The organism is Scytonema hankhaensis NUACC26 (assembly GCF_045865695.1).
In the GTDB taxonomy this organism is placed as follows: Bacteria; Cyanobacteriota; Cyanobacteriia; order Cyanobacteriales; family Nostocaceae; genus Scytonema.
On sequence record NZ_BAACAP010000186.1, the window covers coordinates 36,073 to 58,880 of the forward strand.

General features: G+C 39.3%; 21 protein-coding genes and 1 pseudogene. 7 read left to right on the top strand and 15 right to left on the bottom strand.

Annotation, left to right across the window (positions count from 1 at the left end; genetic code table 11):
* Positions 1 to 77: 77 nt before the first annotated feature.
* From ACKTT2_RS18690 to ACKTT2_RS18705, 4 genes are all read left to right on the top strand, one after another.
* Positions 78 to 1,220 (top strand): glycosyltransferase, encoded by a 1,143-nt coding sequence (locus ACKTT2_RS18690; RefSeq protein WP_407889608.1) that lies wholly within the window; start codon positions 78 to 80, stop codon positions 1,218 to 1,220.
* A gap of 100 nt (positions 1,221 to 1,320) precedes the next feature.
* Positions 1,321 to 2,052 (top strand): undecaprenyl-phosphate galactose phosphotransferase family protein, encoded by a 732-nt coding sequence (locus ACKTT2_RS18695; protein ID WP_407889654.1) that lies wholly within the window; start codon positions 1,321 to 1,323, stop codon positions 2,050 to 2,052.
* A gap of 426 nt (positions 2,053 to 2,478) precedes the next feature.
* Positions 2,479 to 3,558: a GDP-mannose 4,6-dehydratase gene (gene gmd, locus ACKTT2_RS18700; protein ID WP_407889610.1), complete on the top strand. Its 1,080-nt coding sequence runs from the start codon at positions 2,479 to 2,481 to the stop codon at positions 3,556 to 3,558.
* Between the two features lie 48 nt (positions 3,559 to 3,606).
* The gene (locus ACKTT2_RS18705) at positions 3,607 to 4,551 is read left to right on the top strand and encodes a GDP-L-fucose synthase family protein (protein WP_407889612.1); all 945 of its coding nucleotides are present in this window, start codon (positions 3,607 to 3,609) and stop codon (positions 4,549 to 4,551) included.
* A 100-nt stretch (positions 4,552 to 4,651) separates the two neighbouring features.
* Here the strand turns inward: ACKTT2_RS18705 and ACKTT2_RS18710 are convergent, their stop codons facing one another.
* From ACKTT2_RS18710 to ACKTT2_RS18725, 4 genes are all read right to left on the bottom strand, one after another.
* Positions 4,652 to 5,374: an endonuclease/exonuclease/phosphatase family protein gene (locus ACKTT2_RS18710; RefSeq protein WP_407889614.1), complete on the bottom strand. Its 723-nt coding sequence runs from the start codon at positions 5,372 to 5,374 to the stop codon at positions 4,652 to 4,654.
* A 178-nt stretch (positions 5,375 to 5,552) separates the two neighbouring features.
* Positions 5,553 to 6,167: a hypothetical protein gene (locus tag ACKTT2_RS18715; RefSeq protein WP_407889616.1), complete on the bottom strand. Its 615-nt coding sequence runs from the start codon at positions 6,165 to 6,167 to the stop codon at positions 5,553 to 5,555.
* 178 nt (positions 6,168 to 6,345) lie between these two features.
* Positions 6,346 to 6,504 (bottom strand): hypothetical protein, encoded by a 159-nt coding sequence (locus ACKTT2_RS18720; protein ID WP_407889618.1) that lies wholly within the window; start codon positions 6,502 to 6,504, stop codon positions 6,346 to 6,348.
* Positions 6,505 to 6,562: 58 nt separating this feature from the next.
* Positions 6,563 to 6,766: a hypothetical protein gene (locus ACKTT2_RS18725; protein WP_407889621.1), complete on the bottom strand. Its 204-nt coding sequence runs from the start codon at positions 6,764 to 6,766 to the stop codon at positions 6,563 to 6,565.
* A gap of 150 nt (positions 6,767 to 6,916) precedes the next feature.
* On the opposite strand from ACKTT2_RS18725, the gene ACKTT2_RS18730 reads away from it, so the two are divergent.
* Positions 6,917 to 7,483: a 5-formyltetrahydrofolate cyclo-ligase gene (locus ACKTT2_RS18730; protein WP_407889623.1), complete on the top strand. Its 567-nt coding sequence runs from the start codon at positions 6,917 to 6,919 to the stop codon at positions 7,481 to 7,483.
* A 29-nt stretch (positions 7,484 to 7,512) separates the two neighbouring features.
* Here ACKTT2_RS18730 and ACKTT2_RS18735 read toward each other — a convergent pair whose 3' ends face one another.
* The 11 genes from ACKTT2_RS18735 to ACKTT2_RS18785 form a co-directional block, all read right to left on the bottom strand.
* Positions 7,513 to 7,794: a hypothetical protein gene (locus tag ACKTT2_RS18735; protein WP_407889625.1), complete on the bottom strand. Its 282-nt coding sequence runs from the start codon at positions 7,792 to 7,794 to the stop codon at positions 7,513 to 7,515.
* On the bottom strand, positions 7,773 to 8,189 hold the full coding sequence (locus ACKTT2_RS18740; protein WP_407889627.1) for a Uma2 family endonuclease: 417 nt from the start codon (positions 8,187 to 8,189) through the stop codon (positions 7,773 to 7,775). Before ACKTT2_RS18740 ends, ACKTT2_RS18735 begins: the two co-directional genes overlap by 22 nt.
* Before the next feature lie 146 nt (positions 8,190 to 8,335).
* On the bottom strand, positions 8,336 to 8,494 hold the full coding sequence (locus ACKTT2_RS18745) for a hypothetical protein (protein WP_407889629.1): 159 nt from the start codon (positions 8,492 to 8,494) through the stop codon (positions 8,336 to 8,338).
* A gap of 220 nt (positions 8,495 to 8,714) precedes the next feature.
* Entirely contained in the window at positions 8,715 to 9,869 is a 1,155-nt protein-coding gene (locus ACKTT2_RS18750; RefSeq protein ID WP_407889631.1) for a hypothetical protein, read from the bottom strand.
* The gene (locus ACKTT2_RS18755) at positions 9,866 to 11,197 is read right to left on the bottom strand and encodes a F390 synthetase-related protein (protein WP_407889633.1); all 1,332 of its coding nucleotides are present in this window, start codon (positions 11,195 to 11,197) and stop codon (positions 9,866 to 9,868) included. Before ACKTT2_RS18755 ends, ACKTT2_RS18750 begins: the two co-directional genes overlap by 4 nt.
* 73 nt (positions 11,198 to 11,270) lie before the next feature.
* The gene (locus ACKTT2_RS18760) at positions 11,271 to 12,179 is read right to left on the bottom strand and encodes an MBL fold metallo-hydrolase (protein WP_407889635.1); all 909 of its coding nucleotides are present in this window, start codon (positions 12,177 to 12,179) and stop codon (positions 11,271 to 11,273) included.
* Entirely contained in the window at positions 12,179 to 13,237 is a 1,059-nt protein-coding gene (locus ACKTT2_RS18765) for an NAD-dependent epimerase/dehydratase family protein (RefSeq protein ID WP_407889637.1), read from the bottom strand. Before ACKTT2_RS18765 ends, ACKTT2_RS18760 begins: the two co-directional genes overlap by 1 nt.
* The gene (locus ACKTT2_RS18770; RefSeq protein WP_407889640.1) at positions 13,234 to 15,087 is read right to left on the bottom strand and encodes an ATP-binding cassette domain-containing protein; all 1,854 of its coding nucleotides are present in this window, start codon (positions 15,085 to 15,087) and stop codon (positions 13,234 to 13,236) included. The genes ACKTT2_RS18765 and ACKTT2_RS18770 overlap by 4 nt, the downstream gene beginning before the upstream one ends.
* A 398-nt stretch (positions 15,088 to 15,485) precedes the next feature.
* On the bottom strand, positions 15,486 to 16,496 hold the full coding sequence (locus ACKTT2_RS18775) for a Rieske 2Fe-2S domain-containing protein (RefSeq protein WP_407889642.1): 1,011 nt from the start codon (positions 16,494 to 16,496) through the stop codon (positions 15,486 to 15,488).
* A gap of 131 nt (positions 16,497 to 16,627) precedes the next feature.
* Positions 16,628 to 17,794, bottom strand: a complete 1,167-nt coding sequence (locus ACKTT2_RS18780; protein WP_407889644.1) for an ATP-grasp domain-containing protein — start codon at positions 17,792 to 17,794, stop codon at positions 16,628 to 16,630.
* Positions 17,784 to 18,770 carry a beta-ketoacyl-ACP synthase III gene (locus tag ACKTT2_RS18785; protein WP_407889646.1) on the bottom strand — a complete coding sequence of 329 codons (987 nt, stop codon included), beginning with the start codon at positions 18,768 to 18,770 and terminating at the stop codon, positions 17,784 to 17,786. Before ACKTT2_RS18785 ends, ACKTT2_RS18780 begins: the two co-directional genes overlap by 11 nt.
* A gap of 319 nt (positions 18,771 to 19,089) precedes the next feature.
* Between ACKTT2_RS18785 and ACKTT2_RS18790 the strand changes: the two genes are divergently transcribed.
* Positions 19,090 to 19,920, top strand: a complete 831-nt coding sequence (locus ACKTT2_RS18790; protein ID WP_407889648.1) for a carbohydrate ABC transporter permease — start codon at positions 19,090 to 19,092, stop codon at positions 19,918 to 19,920.
* Between the two features lie 92 nt (positions 19,921 to 20,012).
* A pseudogene (locus tag ACKTT2_RS18795) lies at positions 20,013 to 22,808 on the top strand (ATP-binding protein); the annotation flags it as partial.

Sequence of the window (22,808 nt, forward strand, 5' to 3'; positions counted from 1 at the left end):
AAAAATTCTTACTTCGTTACTTCATCCTCTAGGTGACTGACCGAAGCGTGTTCTCTACCAAATACTCATAGTTAGTTGTGTCTTTGAAGTATGCTTTGATTCATGAATGGCTGACACCGAAAGCCACTGGTGGTTCGGAACTTGTTGTGCAAGAGGTTCTCGATCGCGTTGATGCTGATTTATACGCTCTCATCGACTTTGAATCCATCAATCCCGAAAGCTATTTATACAAACGGAAAATTGGCACAACATTTCTTCAGCATCTCCCATTTGCCCGACAAGGTGTACAAAAATACTTACCTTTGTTGCCACTAGCCATAGAACAGCTAGACTTGCGGGAATATGACGTTATTCTGTCTTCATCTCACGCTGTTGCTAAAGGAGTCCTGACCACACCCGATCAAGTACACATTTGTTACTGTCACAGTCCCATGCGTTATGCCTGGGATCTCACCTTCGATTATCTAAATCACAGTAAGCTAGGTAGTGGTATCCCTGGTTGGTTAACACGCTATTTGCTGCATGGTTTACGCCAATGGGATGTATCGACAGCAAATCGTGTGGATTACTTTATTGCTAACTCCAAACATACAGCTCGCCGTATTTGGCGCTGCTATCGACGAGAAGCGGAAGTTATTTACCCACCAGTTAATGTCGATCGCTGTCCATTTTTGCCAGATAAGGAGGATTTTTACCTAATCGTTTCCCGGTTGGTAACTTATAAACAAGTATCGTTGATAGTCAGGGCATTTAATAAACTGCAACTACCGTTAGTCATAATTGGAACAGGACCAGAGATGAAAACGATCCGCAGGATAGCAAATAGCAATATACAAGTACTGGGCTGGCAACCCGATGATGTTGTGAAAAAGTATATGGCAAACGCCAAAGGATTTGTATATGCAGCCTGTGAAGATTTTGGGATTGCTTTAGTAGAGGCGCAAGCCTGCGGCACCCCAGTTATCGCTTATGGTGCGGGAGGAGCACTGGAAACAGTGCGAGATTTTCGTGACTTTGGTGATACGGGAACTGGTATATTTTTCAAGGAACAAACTGAAGCCGCATTAGTAGACGCAGTAGAAACCTTTGAAGCGTATCAAGGGAAATTCAACCCCGAGTATGCCCGAGTTCACGCTACCCAGTTTTCCCCGCAAATCTTTGCCGAGCGCTACCTAGGCTTCTTAAATACGTGTTTAGAAAAAAGACCATTACCCAATTGATGGTCTTGTTTTGCTAAGGATTGGCAAATTGCCAATCCATAGGAACTCCTTTTAGCTTTAAGATTGGGACTATGTGTGGTGTGGATTGTTAAGGAGTATGATGACTGCCCAGAGCTCACTCCTCTCCGGGAAACGCTCGCGTACCTTCTTTAAACGCGGTCAACCAAAAAAGACGCCTCGAATAAAACCCAAAGGTTTGTCTTTCCAGGCTTTAAACGGAGAGTTTGCCAAGCGACTATTCGACATTGTGTTTTCGCTATTGGTACTTATTTTATTTTCCCCTGTGTATTTACTCTTGGGCTTGCTGATTGCTTTGAGCTCGGATGGTCCAATTTTTTATATTCAGGAAAGGGTCGGTAAAAATTACAAACCTTTTAATTGTATTAAATTCCGAACAATGGTAACCAATGCCGATGAAGTCCTAGTTCAAATAATGGAAACATCGCCTCATCTGCGAGACGAGTTTGAGACAAATTTTAAGCTCAAACACGATCCCAGAATTACCAAGATTGGTCGTTTCTTACGAATTACTAGCTTGGATGAATTTCCTCAGTTCTGGAATGTACTAAAAGGAGATATGAGTGTTGTAGGACCGCGACCTTTAGTAGAAGAAGAGTTACCGAAATATGGTTGTTACATAGACCAGATTCTTACAATCAGACCGGGAATTACTGGGCTGTGGCAAGTCTCCGGACGCAATGATATTCCTTATCCGCGACGGATTCAAATAGATCTGCATTATGTCAAATTCCGTAACTTGTGGTTGGATTTGTGGATAATTTTTAAAACTATCGGCGTTGTCGTTATTCCTAAAAATAATGGAGCCTATTAATATTGCGTCGATCTAGCTAATACCCTAAATAAATTACACAGTCAAAAGTCAAAATTGGATGAGGAACTTTTTTTGGCTTTTGACTTTTTGCTGTGCAGTTTTTTTGCCGCTCCCCGACTTCTTAAAGAAGTTGGGGATCTTTCATGAATTTTTACAACTCAAATTTTCATACAATCTTAATAAGAATCGATTATATATGAATTTTAAATGAAGATTACAAAAACATTACAAAAACGATAGAAATTTTTTCGTTAAGTTGGATAAGCCTCACAGCGAGCATTCAATTCAGCAGATTCACTTATGTCGAGCGGCTAAAGTGCCAGTGGGATTCGTAGGTTTCCCATTGGGCAATTGGACAAATACCTGTTAGGTTATACCAGGGTTTTCTGTAAACATTTCAGCAGTCACAACAAGGAAAAGTTAAGCATGACGCAACGGAAGCGAGCGTTAATTACTGGTATTACTGGTCAGGATGGTTCATACCTGAGCGAATTTTTGCTAGAGCAAGGTTATGAAGTTCACGGTATCATCCGTCGAACTTCAACTTTCAACACAGACCGTATCGATCACTTATATGAAGACCCTCACAAAGAGGGAGTGAAGTTACTTCTCCATTATGGCGACTTAACAGACGGGACGACTTTGCGCCGGATTCTGGAAGAAGTTCAGCCAGTGGAAATTTATAATTTGGGCGCTCAATCCCACGTTCGGGTTAGCTTTGATTCGCCAGAATATACGGTTGATTCAGTGGGAATGGGAACCTTACGTCTGTTAGAAGCAATTCGCGACTATCAGCACCGGACAGGGATTCAAGTGAGATTTTACCAAGCAGGTTCTTCGGAAATGTACGGTTTGGTACAAGAAATTCCACAGAAAGAAACGACACGGTTTTATCCCCGCAGCCCTTACGCCTGTGCTAAGGTTTACGCTCACTGGCAAACAGTTAATTACCGCGAATCCTTCGGCATGTTTGCTTGTAATGGTATTTTGTTCAATCATGAGTCCCCCAGACGCGGTGAAACTTTTGTGACGCGCAAAATAACAATGGCGGTTGCTAGAATTTTTGCGGGCAGACAGAAAAAGTTATACATGGGGAATCTGGATGCAAAGCGGGATTGGGGTTATGCTAAAGATTACGTAAGAGCTATGTGGTTGATGCTACAGCAATCGGAGCCTGATGATTACACGATCGCAACGGGGGAAACTCATTCGGTACGAGAGTTTTTAGAACTGGCATTTGGTTATGTCAATCTGAATTGGCAAGACTACGTAGAGTTTGATGAGCGCTATCTTCGTCCGGCGGAAGTGGATTTATTGATTGGGGATTCGACGAAAGCACGGCAAAAGTTAAACTGGACTCCATCGGTAACATTTGAGCAACTGGTTGCCATTATGGTGGAAGCTGACTTGCAAGCAATAGGTCTCAACTCGCCTAATGGTAAAGTCGCAAAGGTGTTGCAAGACAATGCTATGATTCGGCAAGAACTGGGTGTGCTCCATTTCTAATCGGCCATTAGTAATGAGCGATCGCTTTTTCTACTATGAGGACAAAAAATGAGCACCTTAGAACTTAAGAACAAACGCATTCTCGTGACTGGTGGAGCCGGTTTCTTGGGGCGTCAAGTCATTGACCAACTTTGTAAAGCTGGGGCTGACCAAAATAAGATTACAGTGACGCGATCGCGTGAATGCGACTTGCGGACATGGGAAAATTGTCAAAGAGCAGTCGATCAACAAGATATTATCATACACCTAGCCGCCCATGTTGGTGGAATAGGTCTTAACCGTGAAAAACCAGCTGAATTGTTCTACGACAACTTAATGATGGGTACGCAGTTAATTCATGCTGCTTATCAAGCTGGAGTAGAAAAATTTATCTGTGTTGGTACCATTTGTGCCTACCCCAAATTTACCCCAGTTCCATTTAAAGAAGATGACCTGTGGAATGGCTACCCAGAGGAAACAAACGCCCCTTATGGAATCGCCAAAAAAGCCCTTCTCGTTCAACTGCAAGCGTACCGCCAACAATATAACTTTAATGGTATTTACCTGTTGCCAGTGAACTTATACGGACCCGAAGACAACTTTGACCCCAGAAGTTCTCATGTTATCCCAGCGTTAATTCGCAAAGTTTATGAAGCGCAGATAAAAGGAGAAAAGAAACTTCCAGTTTGGGGTGACGGTAGTCCAACTCGTGAGTTTTTATATTCAGAAGACGCAGCACGAGGGATCGTCATAGGTACCCAATACTACAATGATTCCGAACCCGTCAACTTGGGAACGGGTTATGAAATTTCCATACGCGACTTAATTCATCTTATATGTGAGTTAATGGAATTTGAAGGCGAAATAGTTTGGGAAACAGATAAACCTAACGGTCAACCCCGACGTTGTTTAGATACAGAACGAGCCAAGAAAGCCTTTGGTTTCACTGCCCAAGTGGACTTTAAGCAAGGGCTGAAAAATACAATTGACTGGTGGCGTAAAAACGCTGCTTAATATCGTGAAAAGTTAGATCCCTTAGATCCCCAACTTCCGCCTCACCCTCGTTCCCAGGCTCTGCCTGGGAATGCCTCACCGGAGGCTCCGCCTCCCGTATTCAGCTAACAGAAGTATCAAAAAATAAATCTACATAAACGCCAAAGTGGTCAGTAACCGGATGACCATTAGTTTTATAAGCTTGCCATTTGTTCGTATTTTGTACTCTTTTTGCCCAATCCAAACTCAGGCAAATATGGTCAATATTATAGCCAAGTTCATGATTAGCAGTCACGCAAACTAAGTTGCTTTGCTCCAACCCTTGACGAAGCATTTCTCGTCCTTTAGGAGTTCCATAGCTAAAAGGCTGACTCAAAGCTTCATTAAAGTCACCAGCGACACATAAAGGCAAAAGTTTGTTCAATTTTCTCCAATCTCGACTATGACTTTGAATAGATTCATAATGGCGTTCCCAAATTTTTGCCTTCCCATTTAGAACATCATCATGAGCATAAGTGATAATTGTTCCATACACTAACAAGTTTCCTATAGGAGTGAGAATTTCCGCACAAACACTAATCCAAGGGTCATAGGTTTGCCAATGTCGTATAATAGGCAAACGAGACCAAATAGTTGTATATTTAAAACCATCCCATTCCGGTTTGGAATAACTAGCAGCTTGAAAATATTGCTCTCCTGGATTAATAGCATCATTAGTTTCTGTCAAAATCCAGATATCAGCATTAATTTCTTGTATTTTTTCAAGAATAATTGGATTTTTACTCCATCCATTGGGTTTGGGTTTCTCCAAATTCCAAGTAGCAATTCTTAGTGAAGCAAGCATAAATGAGTTGATAACTGAGAGTCTTGATGATAAGTTACCCATTTTGCAAAGAAGATATGCGAACTCATTGTAATTTTTTAGGACTTACGCAAAGCCCCCCTTTTTAAGGGGGGTTGGGGGGATCTGCAACACGTGAAATACCCGCAATGCTTTTGAAGTTGCGTAAGTCCTATTTTTATCAAATATTCTGATTTATTTGCAACTCACACTGCTGAAAAACATAATTAACTGCAGCAAATAACTTATCTAAATCTTGAATTACATAAATATTTTTATTTCTAGTAAAAACATCAGCAGTCAACTTGCCAAACTGCCAGATTTTACCATTAGAAACAATACCAAAAACATTCATTTGAAAATCATTATTGATTCGCTGTACTGCTATCATTTCAGCTAAGCACTGACCCCAACCTTCTTCAAATTTATCTTGCTTTGCTTCAACAGTTAAAAAATAGGGTTTATCAAAAACAATCGTTGCTAAAGGATTTCGCTGTGTCACCGTGTAGTCTGGAACACCAGACAAATCTTCATCGTAAGCTAATGTTTCATGACTCCAAAGTGTTAATTGGCTTCGATAAATTTTCCAGACATCTTTCAAGACTGGATAAATCAGATTTTCACAAATAGCATCTTCGGAATTATCAATAACTCCATCTGTAAATAACAAATCTAATTCTTCTTGGAAAGATTCTTTTACAGCAAAATCGACTTCCATTATAAAATTAGATTGTATGTACTTAATTTGAAACTTTTTAACAACTGCACTAATACTTTTGTAATTGCTAAATGCCATTACAATTTACCTTCCGTTGAAAATGTCACAGTCTAAACATCAGTAATATAGCCAGCTATAGGAATCATAAATGATTTCTGAAAAATTTAGGCACTGTAGGTAGGGCTAAAGCCGACTAAAGACATGGAATGCGATTGCCTTCCTCCTGGCTAACGGTACAAGCGATGCTGCTGCACGCTCATTCCATAAATTCCATAACATTTTCCAACCATGCTGATTCATAAAGGCGTCCTAGACTTTGCTCTGTAATGACACGTTTGGCGTCAGGAATATCTAAAATTCTCATAACTTGAGCATCAGCTCTACCCTCAACGCGATAAGTTACAGCAGTTTTCACCTAAATGAACCACACCGTTGGTAGGGGCGCAAGGCCGCCGCGCCCCTACGACTGTGGTCTATTTACCTGAAAATGGCTGTAATGAAGCATATTCTAGAGTTTGTTGGTTTACAAGCCTCAATAATTGCGAAGAATGAGTGGTTGCTGTCATCTGAGTTGTTCCATAAGACACGTTGCGCTCAATGAGTTGTAACAATTCAGAAGACTTATATCCTACTGGTGGAGTTAGGCAAGTATCGCCTGGGGATATAGAGATTCTCAACCCACAACCTTATAACGACTGATTCCGTATGATTTTAGAGCGGACACTTTTTTGCTCACCACGTGGACGGTTACTTTCCATGTTTGACCTATAATAGTTGTATCTTGGGGTACAAGTTGGGGATGGAATTGCTGTGGTGTGAGATTTTTAATGAAAAAAACGGAATTAAGGCGAACGCAACTCAAAAAACGTCAGTCCATGTCTGTAGCAGAGTGGAAACAAAAGAGCGATCGCATTTGCCAAAACCTCCTACAGACATCTATTTTTGCTCAGTCAAAAACAATACTTGCTTATTTCAGCTTTCGTCAAGAACCAAATCTCAGCTTTCTATTTACAGACACTTCTCGCTGTTGGGGATTTCCTCGGTGCGTTGATAATGCACTGATTTGGCATTGTTGGATGCCTAACGATCTTGTAAAAACTGGTACTTATGGAATTATTGAACCATCACCCAACGCTTCCACCATAAACCCCATAGAAGTGGATTTAATTCTTGTACCCTGTGTTGCTTGTGACTATCAAGGTTACCGCTTGGGTTATGGCGGTGGATATTATGACCGATTGTTGAGTTCTTCTGAATGGGAAAAGATACCAACCATAGGAATTGTATTTGAATTTGCTTATATGCCCCAATTACCTGTAGACCCTTGGGATAAGCCTTTACAAGGAGTTTGTACAGAATTCAGCCACAAGCCCACGTGCCAAGGCATAGAGTAACAAGCCTACAGCCAGCAGTGGTTTGCGTCCTAGTTAGCATTATATGTTTCCGTCTGGGAATTCATCTGCTTTCTAAATTCTCTTAGAACTTTACTGCTGCCATCTTGAAACGCCTGCTTTACCAACTTAGGAATTAACTCAAGAATTGGTAAGCCGGGAAAGGTAGGGCTAGTAGTAGATTCTACATATTTGCCATTTGTGAGGACATTAATCGTAAATTTTTCCTGAGTATAGATCCAGACTTCAGGAACTGCCAAAGCTTCGTAGGCATCAAGGGTAGTAATAGAAGTTACATCCGCTTCAATTGCCAAGTCAGGGGTGGATCGATTGTCAGATCGATTCTCATACGATCGCGAACTTTACGAGCATTTTGAATGTAAAAACAGGTATCGGGTTCAAGTCCTACAGCATTTGCTTTTTTTCTAAATGTCGTTGAGCCAAAATCTTCCCAATCTTGCTCTTGAACATCAAGTAAAATTTTCACGATATCTCCAATAATTCTATGGGGTCTTTCACGAGCAGGTAGGGGTGACATTATTTCTAAAATTCCTTGGCTGTAAGCAATTCTAGTTTTTATTCCCGTTGCTTCTCGTTCCTCTAAAATGGCTTCAAATTGCTCCCAGGTTATATCATGGATGGCGATCTTACTACCTGGGTTTAACTGAATATTTTTGATAGGAATTGTGACGGATATTGCAGCTGCCATAAACTTGAATCTGACTATTATCTACGATCTTAATACCAATTCAAAAAATTTTTGCTACACATCATGGGGTGAAACACCGTTTCAAACTACCAACCATTTGAACCACTAAACGTTTGAAGCCGAAGATTTGCCTAATGTAACTGTAATTATTTACTGCTAGTTGAGACTGTAGCTGCATCTACCGGAGGTCTACGTAATTTCTTGCGCCGAACCTCTATACGCTCATGGTTCTCATACAAAAAGTCTTCTAAGTTTTCTACACTGACTTGTACAGTCTCTCCGTTTTTGAGGTATATAGTTGGCATAGCATTTTGCTAAAAGTATTGACCTTATTTTATTCATATTCAGGGAAAAGTTGCACCGATGTGAAAGTTCAATTAGGAGCATCTCCTAAAGGCGAATAGCTAAAAGACTTGAAGATCTGGGGCTGGGGACTCAAAAACAAAGCCCTCAGGGTGCGCTTTACATTCCTGCATTTCCCTACTCTACTAACGGTGTAGACTCAAATCGGTTTCTTGCGGTATGCTATAACTTATACTTCTTCATCAATGGTACAGCCATTCTATTGACCAGCACTCCTAAAAATCGCCATACCAGTTGTCGCCACCAAGGTAAATGCTGATAAAAAACAGCACTGTACTCAATGTTGCTAATAAATCCTCTAAATCTTTTAAAAGAAGCTGCACCAGAACTTTGATGCAATACGATCCCTTTTTCTATGGCTTCCACTGTTAATAGAGCCGATAACATTCGATATAGCCCAACTTCTTGAGGTAAGGTCGTGTCATATCCTAAAATTGGTGTAGTCATCACTCCATTGACTTCATAGAACCCGATCGCTCCATCAATTTTTCCGGCTTTTCTCAAGGCTTTGATTTGTAAAGCTTTATTTTCAAGAGCAAGTGCTAAGAAGCGATCGTTAAACTGAGGGTTGTGATAAGAGTATTTTTCTAAATACAAAGCATTATATAATTCTACCAAACGGGGAATATCTTCTGAAGAAATTTGACTGCTATCGATCGCTTCATAACCTTGCTGCTGAATAAGTTTTAAATCTTGCTTTAATCGCCATCTCATTTTTGTCCGCATTGCCGATTGGTCTTTGGGATTAAAAAGGTAAATTTGCCTGCTACCTATCATGTGATAGCTGTTGTTTTTAAAGGCATTGAATAAGTCATCGCTGACAAAAGTATTAATGGAACGAAAAATGATAGCATGAGTTGGAAAATATTTTTTTAAAGTTTTAGTGATTTCAGTAATTTGTTCTGAAGATAAATCTGGATATAAATTTGTTGAGAGTAGTAAATTATGGACAATAACAACTCGATTGATTTGACCCAAATTGAAAAATAAACCAAATATATTGATAATAATTTCTAAATTTTTTTCTAGAAAAGGATTTTTTAAAGTTTTTAGTTCTTCTTTAGAATAGGTTACATAATGATTGTAAGGAGAACAAACATAGCAATTTTCTAATTCTTTAGAATTAACAGTAACTGGTAACACTAAATCATCGATCGCTAATGCTAAAAGCTGGCTATTGACATTGTCAATAAAGTGGGATGAACCAGCTTTCATTATAGGTAACCAGTAGTTTTTTGCGAGGATGGCTACCTCTGATGTTGAATAAGATAAATTATCTATTGTATCTTTATCGTAAAGATGAATGTCAGCAGTCATAATTTAGGATCTATAGAAAATTCTCGTTGAACGCGCCTGAGTTTTTTATGATGTACGGTTCTTGTTTCGTATTTTTTATAACAAATCTCTGGGATTTGGCAATGTTTTTGTTCAAATAACTCTAGTAAATTTTTATAAACTGTTGCTTGACTCTCTTGGATAAATGCTAAAGGTACTTTTAAAGAAACTTCTATAAGATTAGGATTTTTCTGAACGACAGCATATTCTTGAATGTTCTCTGAAGCAATAATAATTGCCTTGCGAATAAAATCTGGAAATATTGGTACTAATTTTTCTTCATTTTCGTGAGGTAAATAAAAAATATCATCCCGCCGTCCTTCAACACTATGGATAGCTGTTAAAACCGAACCACAGGGACAAGGTTGTTGACATTCAGTTAAAATATCATCTAGACGATAACGAATAATCGGTTGAGTTGTGCGGTTAAAGTCAGTAATAATTGGCATGAACTTACCCGCATTGCGATCGATATACTCTTTTTGAATCGCTAAAATATCTTCATTAAGGTGTAAAGTTCCATATTCGCAAGTTCTTCCCAAAAATCCTTCAGTACATTGGTAGAGTTGATGAACTGTTTGCTGAAAAGAATCACGAATATAAGCTTCATCTAAAGGATCTAAAACTTCTGCAACTGAAACCACTCTGTTGGGGGCTATCTTTAAATCTCCTTGGACTCGAGCATCTGCTAACAGACGTAGCATAGATGGTGGTGCTACTAGAATACTTGGTACATATTGATTTAAGCGTTCAATATGACTTTCGACAGAATTGAATAAATCAAAATACTCAAACTGGATGCGTTGTCTGTTAACAGTTTCATAAAGATTGCTATTTGCTCGAAGAAAAAAAGCAATACGTTGGGAAGTCAAAATTGATTGAGGTAGTGCTTTTGCTAAAATCGTACCAGCCCAAGCTTGCTGTTCTTTTTGGCTGACTATAAATAAGCCACGATTCCCACTGGTTCCGGAAGAAAGACCAACAGTGAAGCCTTGAAGTGTTGAGTTGAAGTTTCGTGTTTTCTCTGCTTCTAATGCTACTGTTAGCGCTTCGGATTTTTTGATACCTACTGTATTCAGTTTGTCAAAATTTGCCATTGCGATCGCTTTATCAATGATGGGAAATTCTTGCCAGTTATGAAGGTTTAACCCTTGGTAGTAATGGCGGTAAAAGGGTGATTTTGGCAGGATTTTTTGAAGGAATTTCTGGACTTTTTTGTCTTGCCATGTTAAGAGCGATCGGCGGTTGCGGAAGGGTTGTCTGTATTTGGTTTGTAGGTAATACCAAAGGATTCTGAGAAGACTGTTCATTGTATTTGAATGATAATTTTTTTTGAACCGCAAAGACGGGAAGAGCGCAAAGAGAAGAAGAGGAGTTTTAAGATTACCTCTGTCCTTTTCCTCTTTCTTCGTGCTCTTCGCGTCTTTGCGGTTTATTTAAATCAGTAGTCTTGGGAAGGGAAAGGAGTAACATTTGCCAAGTATCTGCACAATGAGTGGGAATAATCTTGAGATTTGGATTTAACTTATGCAATTGATGAATTCTTTGCAGTGTATCTACATACTGGCGCTTATTGGAAAAGATAAGATTAGCAATAGGATGGGGTTGAAGGAATTCTTGATAAGCACGGCTTAACCAACAGGCATCGGCAATGAGAAAATAATCTTGATGGTCAACGTCTGTAAAAAATAATCCAAGTTGACCGATTGCGTGTCCGGGTAATTCAACGCCTATGAGGGTACTATCTCCGCATAAGTCAAAGCCGGTGTTGAAACTTCCATACTCTAGTGATAATGATATTTTTGTTTTCTCCTCGACAAATACGACCCGTTGCTCAAAATCTGGCGGTAGCAATCCAGGTAGAAAACCTGCTTTGAGAGCTGCTGTATTGCGGAGAGACTTGACAGCTTCATAAGCGGATTTAAAACATATAAATTGAGCATTTGGAAAGTCTCGCAAGCCACCGATATGATCTGCGTGAAAGTGAGAAATAATGATATACCGAACACTATCTGGAGAAACACCATAATTGGTTAATTGATGGACGGCGCTATCCTCTGGCTGTAAATATACTGGCGTCGTTAGAGCGTAAAGACTAAAGGGAAAAGAGCGGGTTTCTTGAAAAAAGCGGTCTGAATAGCCAGTGTCAAATAAAATAGCACCAAAATTGGGGTGTGAGATGAGGGCAAAAATTGAAGGAAAATTCGTAGTTTTCCAACGCCCATCTCTGATGACAATAGCTTCAGGATGCGTACAATACCCGGCTTGAAAAAACTTCACTTTAAGAGACATTATCTTATTTTGGATTTTAGATTTTGGATTTTGGATTGGTTATTCAATGTTGGGTTTCGTTCCTCAACCCAACCTACTGACTTCCACCATTGGGCAAAAATGTTCAACCCCTCTTCAATACTGACTCTTGGTTGATAGCCTAATTCTGTTCTTGCTGCTGTAATATCTAATGTTTGGCTAAAAGCTAACACTCCAACTTTATAACGGGTGAGTACGGGTTCTTTTCCAAAGAAAATACTTTTTGATAAAAATTCCATTGCTGTGGCTGCTAGGTTCGCAGTTTGATAGGGTATTGGTTTGAATTTCAGGGGATAACCAAGTTGATGAGACAGCATTTCTAGTAAATTTTTCAACTCCATTGGTTGTCCGTTGGTAATGTTAAATTTTTTACCTAATAATTTATCTGGAGCATTTTGACAAAGCAACAAAGCATCAACGACATTGTCAACATAGGTCACATCAATGCAAGCTTTACCTTGATTGATTAAAGGAATACCAGTCCGCGAACTTGCTTGAAGCAATCTTGGAAAAATAGCTGTATCGCCAGGACCAACAATGCTGCGAGGTCGGATGCTAATAACAGGTAAACCTTGCTGGTGTGCGCGGTCAATTTCTTGTTCTGCTAAAAGTTTTGTTTCAGCGTAGGCGTTAGCTGGTATCTTGGGTAATGGATCGTTTTCAGGAATGTTAAAGCGATCGCAAAAATTAAAATAAATACTGGGAGTTGAAACGTGAATCAGTCTTTTGACTCCCGACTCCTGACACCCTTGGATAATATGCTGAGTTGCTAAAACATTAGAATCATAAAAATCCCGATATTTTCCCCAAGGTGACGATAGGGCTGCACAATGAAACACGTAATCCTGTCCTTGACACGCTGTAATTGTTGCTTCTTTGTCCCGCAAATCCACTGGCAAAAATTTGAATCCTTCTGCTTCCAATTGTTTACCAATGTTTTGATTGCGTCCTAATATACTGACGTTATGACCGAGGGATTTCAACCTCAACGCCAGATGCTTTCCTAAAAAGCCAGTACCACCAGTCACAAGAACATTCATATCAGTTTTCCATAATCTAGCTTAAGAACCCTATCCGCCAGATGAAAATAGCGGTCATCATGGCTAATCGCCAATACTGTTTTACCTTTACTTTTCAGTTCTGGTAGTAACTGAGTATAAAAGATTTCTTTAAATACAGGGTCTTGATCTGACGCCCATTCGTCAAATACATAAAAAGGACGATCTTCTAAGTAAGCAGTCAGTAAAGCAAGCCGCTTGCGCTGTCCTTGGGACAAAGCAGTTGTCGAAAACTTTCCTTCCTTAACTTTTACCTTACTGTCAAGGTGGAGTTTAACAAGGTAATCTTGTATCTGGTTATCTAACTTGGTGTAATCTAAACCTAGCAGTTTATCAAAAAGATAAAAGTCTGAAAAAACCGCAGAAAAGTGTTGGCGATACCAGTCTCTATTTCGCTCTTCCACAAGCTTACCATCAACAAAGATTTTTCCTGTCTCTGGAACATATAGACCGGTAATCAGTTTAGCAAAAGTAGATTTACCACTACCATTTCCTCCCACCAAAAATACCAATTCTTGAGGAGAAAAAGTTAAATCAATGGAACCAAGAGTAAAATGGTTCTCTTCTTGTTCTCCCCAGTAAGCATGGGAAATACCTTCAAGTTTCAACTGCTTAAATTTAATAGGAGATATAGCCTGGGAAGTTTTGGGTGAATGGAATTCACTACTATACAATCGAAGTCCCTTCGGGTATCTCCTCCGGAGACGCTGAGTCGCAGGCGCGACACGCTTCGCGAACGCGAACGCAGTCCCCTGCGGAGGGAAACCCTCCTTCAGGGCTGTCTCACCGCCTGCGCGGACTAATAAAGTTAACCCGCGCAGGCGGGTTTTGCTTGTATAGCCACGAATTCTATTCGTTGGGGCTGGTTCGCGCTCGGATTTCTCCGACTCCGACATTTCCTCAGAACGACTAGCCAATGCTAAACTAATAGACTCAATCTTTTGTAAAGCAATACTCGCTTTACTTAAACGAGGAAGTATGCTTGTAATAGCATCTAAAGGAACTACCAAAAAAATAATAGTTAAAGCATAACCAGACAAAATACTTTGGTCAATTTGCATCACTCTTGGTAATCCAAAGTCAACCAACCCAATAACAATAAATAACAAAAGTTGACTCCAAGTTAACCCAATTGTGAAGGAAGTCATCCCATCAATGTTATAACGACGGGAACGAGCAATAGTGCATTCCAATTCTTCAGCAAAGAAAGCTTCGCGTCTTCTTTGATTTAGCTTGAGTTCTTTTGTTCCCTCAGTAATGGCGCGAAAGTGACTAAAAAGTTTATCTTGTTCCCCCCGTGCGAGTTCTAAAGAGTGCTTGGCTTTTTGAGTGACTATCTCATAGCTCAATATTGCTATAACTAAAAAAGCAACAAACCCTAAAAAGACTATCCAAGAAAGATATATCATATAAATTAAACAACCAATGACCACAGCAGTTGCAATACAGAGGCTGGGAATAAAAGCTACAGCTTCAGAGACTGCTTGTACGTCATCTGTTAAGGTAGCAAGCAAACGCGAAGTTCCTAACTCTTCTATATAGCGTAAAGGGGATGCTACAATCTGACGACACAAAAGCAATCGGGTGTTGAATATGACTTTCTGGGAAAGGCGAATTAAACACAATTCTGAGATAAATCGGCTTGTGACTGCAATCGGGACAAGCCCAACAAAACTCCAGATGATAATGGATGAGAAATTTGTGTTACTGTTAATAGCGCTGTTAATTAAAGCAATAATTCTGGCGCTACAAGCACCACTAACTAAACCTGTAAATATTGCGATCGCAACAATTACTTTCGATGATTTTAAAAGAAGATAGATAACATTCATTGTCTGGGGGATAAATTGATAAGTTCACGCCAAGGCGCTAAGAGGATGTCAACAGAAGTATCAGATTTAATGCACGCTCCCCCCTAGCCCCCCTTAAAAAGGGAGAAAATACTCTCAAATTCCTCCTTTTTCAGGGAGAAAATACTCTCAAATTCCCCCTTTTTCAGGGAGAAAATACTCTCAAATTCCCCCTTTTTCAGGAGGATTTAGGGGGATCTGTAAAACTTTGGTACATCACTAAAAACTTTTCAGACATCCTTTAAAAAAAGAAATTAGATAAATTTTAGTAAATATATTATACTGATTTTGCCGTTGAGATGCGTGCGAAGACAGCGCTACTACAAACCTATAACTTTTTGTCTTTGTGTGAGACCCGAAATAATTGATAAATCTGTTTTTTAAACCTTCATTTTAATTATTTTCTCAAATACTGATGGTTCATTTAGCTTTTCTCCTTGTTTCAATAAATACAAAAGATGAGGTCTAATAACATCTATTTCTGTAAGTACAAATTTTTCTCCTTGAAATCGATTGATATTCCAAGTCTGTAATTGTAAAATTGCCTTATCTTGTCGTGTAGCAAAAGAAAAAAGTGGTTTGGCAATAGCTTTTAAAAACCAGTCGGGTAACCAAGAGCGAAAAGTCACAATACTATAAGCTCTTATTAAATTTTCTTTAACAGGAGTTAAGAAAAGAGAAATAAATAATTGATCGCGATCGCAATCCGTACAATATTCTAATTGAGCAATACTCGGCAAAATAAAGCGACCAATAGAAATCACTTTCTTACATCCCGGTGCTAATAATTTGTAAATTAACCCAGAAATAGTTTCTTCATTGAGGTAAACAGCCTCTACCATGTTCTCAGAGCGGGTTATTTTAACAGTAATTTCTTTACGTTGATTATCTGTTCTAATTAAACCAGAGTGAACAAAATGAGTATGGGTTGCATCCAGAAAATTTTCGGCTGCATTTTCCAAAGTTGTTTTACATTCCATTTGTTTAGTGAATGTGGAAAACCCTTTTTGCTTTAAACAGGGAAATTCATAAGGCTGAGATTTGGGTAGTTCATCAGCTTTACAATAAACCCAAATAAAACCATCTTGCTCAAGAACAGGATAAGCAACAGCATTTCTATTTCGGTCTTCATTCCAATTACAAAGTCCCGGTATTTCTCGACAAATACCTTGCTCATCAAAACACCAACCATGATATTTACAAATAAGATAATTATTTTTCACCCAACCTTTTGAAAGAGGAATATTGCGATGCGGACATTTATCCAAAAAAGCAGAAGGTTTACCATCGATTCCTCGAAAAATAGCTAAGGGAATACCTAATACAGTTCTTGCTATAGGCTTTTGATTTAACTCGCGAGAAGTACACGCTATATACCAATTTTGAAACAAAAAATTCTCCATTACCCTTCTCTCTTTTAATAATAGGGACGGGTAAGATGCTTATCCCACAAGCAACAGAAATTCATGCATTTGTGAAGTGGGTGTCCCGCCTGTCCTTTTGACTGTTGCAACATATAAACTTAACCAATCTCCTCACCATCCCATTCAATATCTTGAGTAGACACTTGCTGAAGAGTCAATCCACTTTGGTGGCTCATTTGTATGAACTGAAAAAGTACTATCCATAAATAGAAAGAAGGTAAAGGATCTGATAGACGAAAAACAACATCTTTAGTCTTCATAAACATTTTTAACCAACTAAAAAATCTCCCCGAACTAATAGCTGAAGCCAAACCATAGACAATCATAGCCATTGCGATCGCAGTTCTTTGTCCAATTTTAGGTTGAATAATAGTTTGTGTCTGATTAAAAAAAGCTTTCTCCAATCCGTCCGATACCTCAAATAAATGAATAGCACTAATAGCCCTAGGATTGCATTCTAAAGGATATAACATTCCATCATCTGACTCTATAAAATCAAAAGCAATCTGACCCGTAAATTTTTCTGCTTCCACAAAAGTTTTTACCCATTCTAAAAGCCCTGAATGTTCTATAGATTCAAAATAAATACAGGAACCTTTACCAGCTGTAAATATAGTAGGATAAACGGCGTGAGCTACTATTTTACCTTGTTGAGCAATACTATAAGTACAATAATGCTTTCCCGAAATAAATTCTTGAGCAACCCAAGCTTTATTTGAATGAATTTCTAAAGACGGTATTTCATTAATAGGCTTGGATAATACACGAACATGACTGGCAAATCGAGAATAAACAGGCTTTAAGACTATCTTTTGTGGATTTGGCAAATCTAAAATATCTAATAAGTCTTGATGAGAGTTGACTAACCAAGTTTCTGGTGCTAATAAGCCTAACTGTTGTACGCGATTGATAAATTGCCATTTGTTATGCAGTCCTTTCAGTTTTTCCAATGGTTCAGCAAAAACCTGACAATAAGAACTTAATAGAGAAAGCTGACTAGAAATATAAAAAATTTCTTCACAAGTTGGTATCAACAAGCCGATCTTTTCTTGTTTGATTATTTCTAATAAAGCATTAATATAACCCGTTAGATTAATTTTTGGAGGCGGAACCAAAAAGTTTTTGATAACAGCACGAGAAGCCGTACAAAGATGATACTTTAAGCTGTCAGCTACAAAAACTCTGTAACCTGCAGCTGATAGCAATCTAGCTAAATCTAATGTGACTGGGGCGCGACCCCCTGTCAGCAAAATATTAGTATTCAAGGATTATACCTCCAATCGAAAATCCTGCTGATGTCCCTAAAAGCATAATGCGATCGCCACGCTGAATTTTCCCTTGAACAATAGATTCATGGAACGCCATCGGAACAGATGCAGCTATAGTATTACCATGATTGTGAGCAATGACCATAACTTTTTCTTCGGGAAGATCCAATTGTTTACGCATAAGACGCATTGCCATTAAACTTGCTTGATGGGGAATCACCATTTTTATATCCGCCATCTTTAACCCTGCATCCTGAAGCAAATGCTGGACAAAATTTGGTGTGACTTCAGACGCAAGCCTATAAACAGCTTTGCCATCCATTTTAAAAAGAAAATCATCTAAATTTTCGGCATAATCTTTGGGATGATGTTTGTTCCCCCCACCTTTACATTCTGTGAAGCGTGCGCCTCGGCTGTAGGTTTCTATTCGAGCAGATAATATTTTGCAATCCTCTTGTTCGTCAGACTTCGCAATTATCGCCGCCGCCGCACCATCTCCAAACAAGGTACAACTTTCTTTATCTTCCCAATTTAAACCTGTTGCAACTTCTGTAGCGACAATCAATACTTTTTGATATCTTCCTGCTTGAATAAGATAAGATATAGTGTCTAAGCCGACGATAAAACTCAGACAGGTAGAGTTAATATCAAAAGCAGGAATGCCAGAGTCAAGCGCCCCAAGTTGTTCTTGAATCAGTGCAGCCGTACAGGGAATTGCTTGTTCTGGAATACCACTCGTACAAATCAAGCAATCAATATCGTGAAAAGATAAACCAGCTGCTTCTAAGGCATTTTTAGCAGCATAAGCCCCCATCAGTGATGCTGTTTCATCTTCAACAAAATGGCGGACAAGCACACCCGATTTTTTCTCAATCCATCCCGGATCTAAACCAAGGCTGAATTCCAGTTCTTTTGCTGTCACTTGTTTTTTAGGTAGATATTTTCCTGTAGATAGGATTTTAATTTTTCTCATATTCATACTCGTAATTTTTCCTCATCCGATTAGATCCTCCCACCTCGATCCGGTGGCTCCGCCTGGGAATGACTTCATGGAGGCTCGCCTCGCACTCTCGAATGCGGGAGGCGGAGCCTCTCCGTCTACATTCCCAGCCAGAGGCTGGGAACGAGAGTTAAGAGAGTAGCGGATGAGGGCTTGGGGGATCTAGAAGTCGAAGACCAAGGCTATAATTCTTTAAATCTATGAAGGTTTCAATATAACCTAAGAAAAATTAGATGCAAAATCAGTCGTTAATAATTTGTTTGTATATTTTTGTTGCAACCATAACTTGAAAATGACACAATCCAAACTCCAAAATCAGTTCGGGACATATGGGCTATTGGGAGCCATAGCACTAGCAACTTTGTTCCCCCTATTTTGGCTAATCAGTACAGCGCTAAAATCCCCAACAGAAAATATCTTTCAGTCTCCACCCCAGTTACTCCCAAGCCAACCCACTCTCAATAACTTTGTTACGGTTTGGCAAACAAATCCTTTTGGACAGTACTTATTTAACAGTACTTTAGTCGCAGTGCTAACTGTGGGTCTAAATTTAGTTTTTTGCGCTTTAGCTGCTTACCCACTCGCAAGATTGTCGTTTCCTGGAAGAGATTGGATTTTTGTGGCGATCGTCTCCACTATTATGATTCCCTTCCAAATTGTCATGATTCCCCTTTATATTCTGACAGTTCAGTTGGGTTTAAGAAATTCTTATTTGGGAATAATTTTTCCTGGCTTAGCTTCTGCTTTTGGAATTTTTCTATTGCGACAAGCTTTTATGAGCGTTCCTAAAGAAATGGAAGAAGCAGCACGCATGGACGGCTGTTCGGAGTTAGGTATATGGTGGCATATCATGCTTCCTGCAATTCGCCCAGCATTGGTAACTTTGGCAATTTTTGTCTTTATTGGTTCTTGGAGTGATTTTCTTTGGCCTCTCATTGTCATCCAAGACGAAAGTCTTTACACTCTTCCTTTAGGTGTAGCAAAGTTGGCTGGTACATTTTCCCTAGATTGGCGGTTAGTAGCAGCAGGATCTGTTATTTCTATTGCTCCCGTACTGGTCTTGTTTCTGTTTTTACAACGTTATATTGTTCCCACAGAAACTGGTAGCGGCGTTAAGGGATAATTTATCATTTGTCACTGGTCACTGGTCACTGGTCAGGTGGTCATTGTGTAATGAATTGGGAATAATAAATCTGGTGTTTAAGATTTAGTCATATGCTTAGTATTCCTGGGTATTCTATTAACGAAGAACTCTACAACAGTTCCAGAACGATAGTCTACCGAGCTTTTCGAGAGACTGACTCTTTATCCGTAGTCATCAAACTACTGAAAAATCCTTATCCTAGCTTCTCGGAACTCGTACAGTTTCGCAATCAGTACACCATTGTTAAGAATCTCAACTCACCTCTCATTGTTCAAACTTATAGCTTAGAACCATATCAAAATCGCTATGTGTTGGTTATGGAAGACTTTGGGGGAATTTCTCTCAAAGAATATTTCAATTATGTAGAAACGTTAAATTTAACGTTTCTACAAGATTTTTTACAAATAGCGATCGCTCTAGCCGATACCTTAAATATTCTCTATCAAGAGCGCATTATTCATAAAGATATTAAACCCAGAAATATTTTAATTAATCCTCAAACCAAACAAGTTAAATTAATCGACTTTAGTATTGCATCTTTACTACCAAGAGAAACCCAAACACTCATCAGTCTCAATGTTTTAGAAGGAACTTTAGCATACATTTCTCCAGAACAGACAGGAAGAATGAATCGAGGGATTGACTATCGGACTGATTTTTATTCTTTAGGTGTCACTTTCTACGAATTACTTACAGGTGAGTTACCCTTTCCATCAAACGATCCCATGGAGTTGGTGCATTGTCATATTGCTCAAATCGCACCTTTATTACATGACTACCAACAAATTCCGCCTGTACTCTCGTCAATCGTCAACAAATTGATGGCAAAAAATGCCGAAGACCGCTATCAAAGTGCGTTGGGACTAAAATTTGATTTAGAGAACTGTTTATATCAACTCAAAGCAACTGGTAGGATGGAGAGTTTTAAAATTGCTGAGAAGGATGTGTGCGATCGCTTGAGCGTTCCCGACAAACTCTATGGTAGAAAATCCGAAGTTCAAACCTTATTAGATGCCTTTGACCGTGTCAGCAACGGTGCTTCAGAATTGATGCTGGTGGCAGGTTTTTCCGGGGTCGGTAAAACCGCAGTTGTCAATGAAGTTCATAAACCTATTATTCGGCAACGAGGTGCTTTTATCAAAGGCAAATATGACCAATTTAATCGCCATATTCCCTTTTCGGCATTTGTGCAAGCCTTCCGGGATTTAATGAGGCAATTATTAACAGAAAGCGATGCAAAAATTCAGTTATGGAAAAGCAAAATATTAGAGGCTTTAGGGGAAAGCGGACAGGTCATTATTGAAGTCATACCCGAATTAGAACGAATTATCAATCAACAACCACAGTACCGGAACTATCAGGAATATCTGCCCAAAATCGCTTTCATTTATTATTCCAGAAATTTGTCCAAATATTTACAAGTCCAGAACATCCGTTAGTAATATTTTTAGATGATTTGCAGTGGGCAGATTCTGCGTCTTTACAATTGATGCAATTTCTGATGTGTGAATCAGCAGGGAGTTATTTATTATTAATTGGTGCTTATCGAGATAATGAAGTTTCTCCCACCCATCCTTTAGTGTTAAGTTTAGCAGAAATCCGAAAAGCCTCAACTCAAATAAATACGATTTCCCTCACTCCACTGAGTCACTCTAGTTTAAATCAACTAGTAGCGGATACTCTCACTTGTTCGCCAGAAATTGCAGAACCCTTAACGCAATTAGTGTATCAAAAGACTCGAGGAAATCCATTTTTCAGCACCCAGTTTCTCAAGGCACTCTATGAAGATGGACTCATTACATTTGACTGGAAGGGAGGTAACTGGCAGTGCGATATTGCCAAAGTAAAAGTATTATCGCTATCCGATGATATTGTTGAATTCATGGCGTTACAATTACAGAAACTACCAAAAGAAACTCAGTCAATTTTAAAGTTAGCGGCTTGTATTGGGAATCAGTTTGATTTACAAACCTTGGCGATTGTTTTACAACAATCTCAGATAGAGACAGCTACTGGATTGTGGAAAGCTTTGCAGTCAGGATTAATTTTACCTACTCATGAAATTTATAAGTTTTATCTGGGACACTCAAGCCAAAATGTAGAGCAATCGTAGGTTGTCTGTTATAAGTTTTTACACGATCGCGTTCAACAAGCTGCCTATTCCCTAATTCCTGAAGACCAAAAACAGACAACTCATCTCAAAATCGGACGATTACTCCAACAAAATTTATCAGAGATAGAAAAGTCAGAAAAGCTGTTTGACATTGTCGGACATTTGAATTTAGGAATTGAGTTAATGACTCAACTGGGGGAACGGGAAGCCTTAGCTCAACTTAACTTAGCCGCCGGACGAAAAGCCAAAAATTCTACAGCATACTCAGCCGCCAAAAGTTTTGTGCAAACAGGGCTGGAGTTGCTGACCGCAAACTGTTGGCAAACTCAGTATGAATTAACCCTGAATCTTTATGTGGCTGCAACGGAAACTGCCTACTTAAATGCCGATTTTGAGGACATGGAAAAAATGGCAGCCCAAGTTTTGCGATCGGCTCGAACAATACTAGACAAAGTGAAAATTTATGAGATTCAAATCAACGCACTGACAGCCCAGAGTCAAATGTTAGAAGCGATCGCTGTAGGCAGAAATGCCCTAGCACAATTGGGGGTGGAGTTCTCATCCGAACCTGCACTACCAACCGTTGTCGAACAACGTCAAGGCAAACAGATTGAGGAACTGATTCATCTCCCTTTGATGAGCGACCAAGAAGCAATTGCGGCGATGCAACTGTTAGCAATGTTGTTTTTGGCGATTTTTATGGGAAATCCTGCCTTGCTGCCTTTGCTTGGTTCTACAATGGTGAGTCTATCAC

What these genes read in the sequence shown, in the direction of transcription:
- ACKTT2_RS18750 (WP_407889631.1), bottom strand. Translation starts at nt 9,869, where the DNA reads ATGACTGCTGACATTCATCTTTACGATAAAGATACAATAGATAATTTA.
- ACKTT2_RS18745 (WP_407889629.1), bottom strand. Translation starts at nt 8,494, where the DNA reads ATGCCAACTATATACCTCAAAAACGGAGAGACTGTACAAGTCAGTGTA.
- ACKTT2_RS18730 (WP_407889623.1), top strand. Translation starts at nt 6,917, where the DNA reads ATGAAAAAAACGGAATTAAGGCGAACGCAACTCAAAAAACGTCAGTCC.
- ACKTT2_RS18790 (WP_407889648.1), top strand. Translation starts at nt 19,090, where the DNA reads ATGACACAATCCAAACTCCAAAATCAGTTCGGGACATATGGGCTATTG.
- ACKTT2_RS18710 (WP_407889614.1), bottom strand. Translation starts at nt 5,374, where the DNA reads ATGCTTGCTTCACTAAGAATTGCTACTTGGAATTTGGAGAAACCCAAA.
- gmd (WP_407889610.1), top strand. Translation starts at nt 2,479, where the DNA reads ATGACGCAACGGAAGCGAGCGTTAATTACTGGTATTACTGGTCAGGAT.
- ACKTT2_RS18740 (WP_407889627.1), bottom strand. Translation starts at nt 8,189, where the DNA reads ATGGCAGCTGCAATATCCGTCACAATTCCTATCAAAAATATTCAGTTA.
- ACKTT2_RS18715 (WP_407889616.1), bottom strand. Translation starts at nt 6,167, where the DNA reads ATGGCATTTAGCAATTACAAAAGTATTAGTGCAGTTGTTAAAAAGTTT.
- ACKTT2_RS18770 (WP_407889640.1), bottom strand. Translation starts at nt 15,087, where the DNA reads ATGAATGTTATCTATCTTCTTTTAAAATCATCGAAAGTAATTGTTGCG.
- ACKTT2_RS18705 (WP_407889612.1), top strand. Translation starts at nt 3,607, where the DNA reads ATGAGCACCTTAGAACTTAAGAACAAACGCATTCTCGTGACTGGTGGA.
- ACKTT2_RS18785 (WP_407889646.1), bottom strand. Translation starts at nt 18,770, where the DNA reads ATGAGAAAAATTAAAATCCTATCTACAGGAAAATATCTACCTAAAAAA.
- ACKTT2_RS18755 (WP_407889633.1), bottom strand. Translation starts at nt 11,197, where the DNA reads ATGAACAGTCTTCTCAGAATCCTTTGGTATTACCTACAAACCAAATAC.
- ACKTT2_RS18760 (WP_407889635.1), bottom strand. Translation starts at nt 12,179, where the DNA reads ATGTCTCTTAAAGTGAAGTTTTTTCAAGCCGGGTATTGTACGCATCCT.
- ACKTT2_RS18765 (WP_407889637.1), bottom strand. Translation starts at nt 13,237, where the DNA reads ATGAATGTTCTTGTGACTGGTGGTACTGGCTTTTTAGGAAAGCATCTG.
- ACKTT2_RS18695 (WP_407889654.1), top strand. Translation starts at nt 1,321, where the DNA reads ATGACTGCCCAGAGCTCACTCCTCTCCGGGAAACGCTCGCGTACCTTC.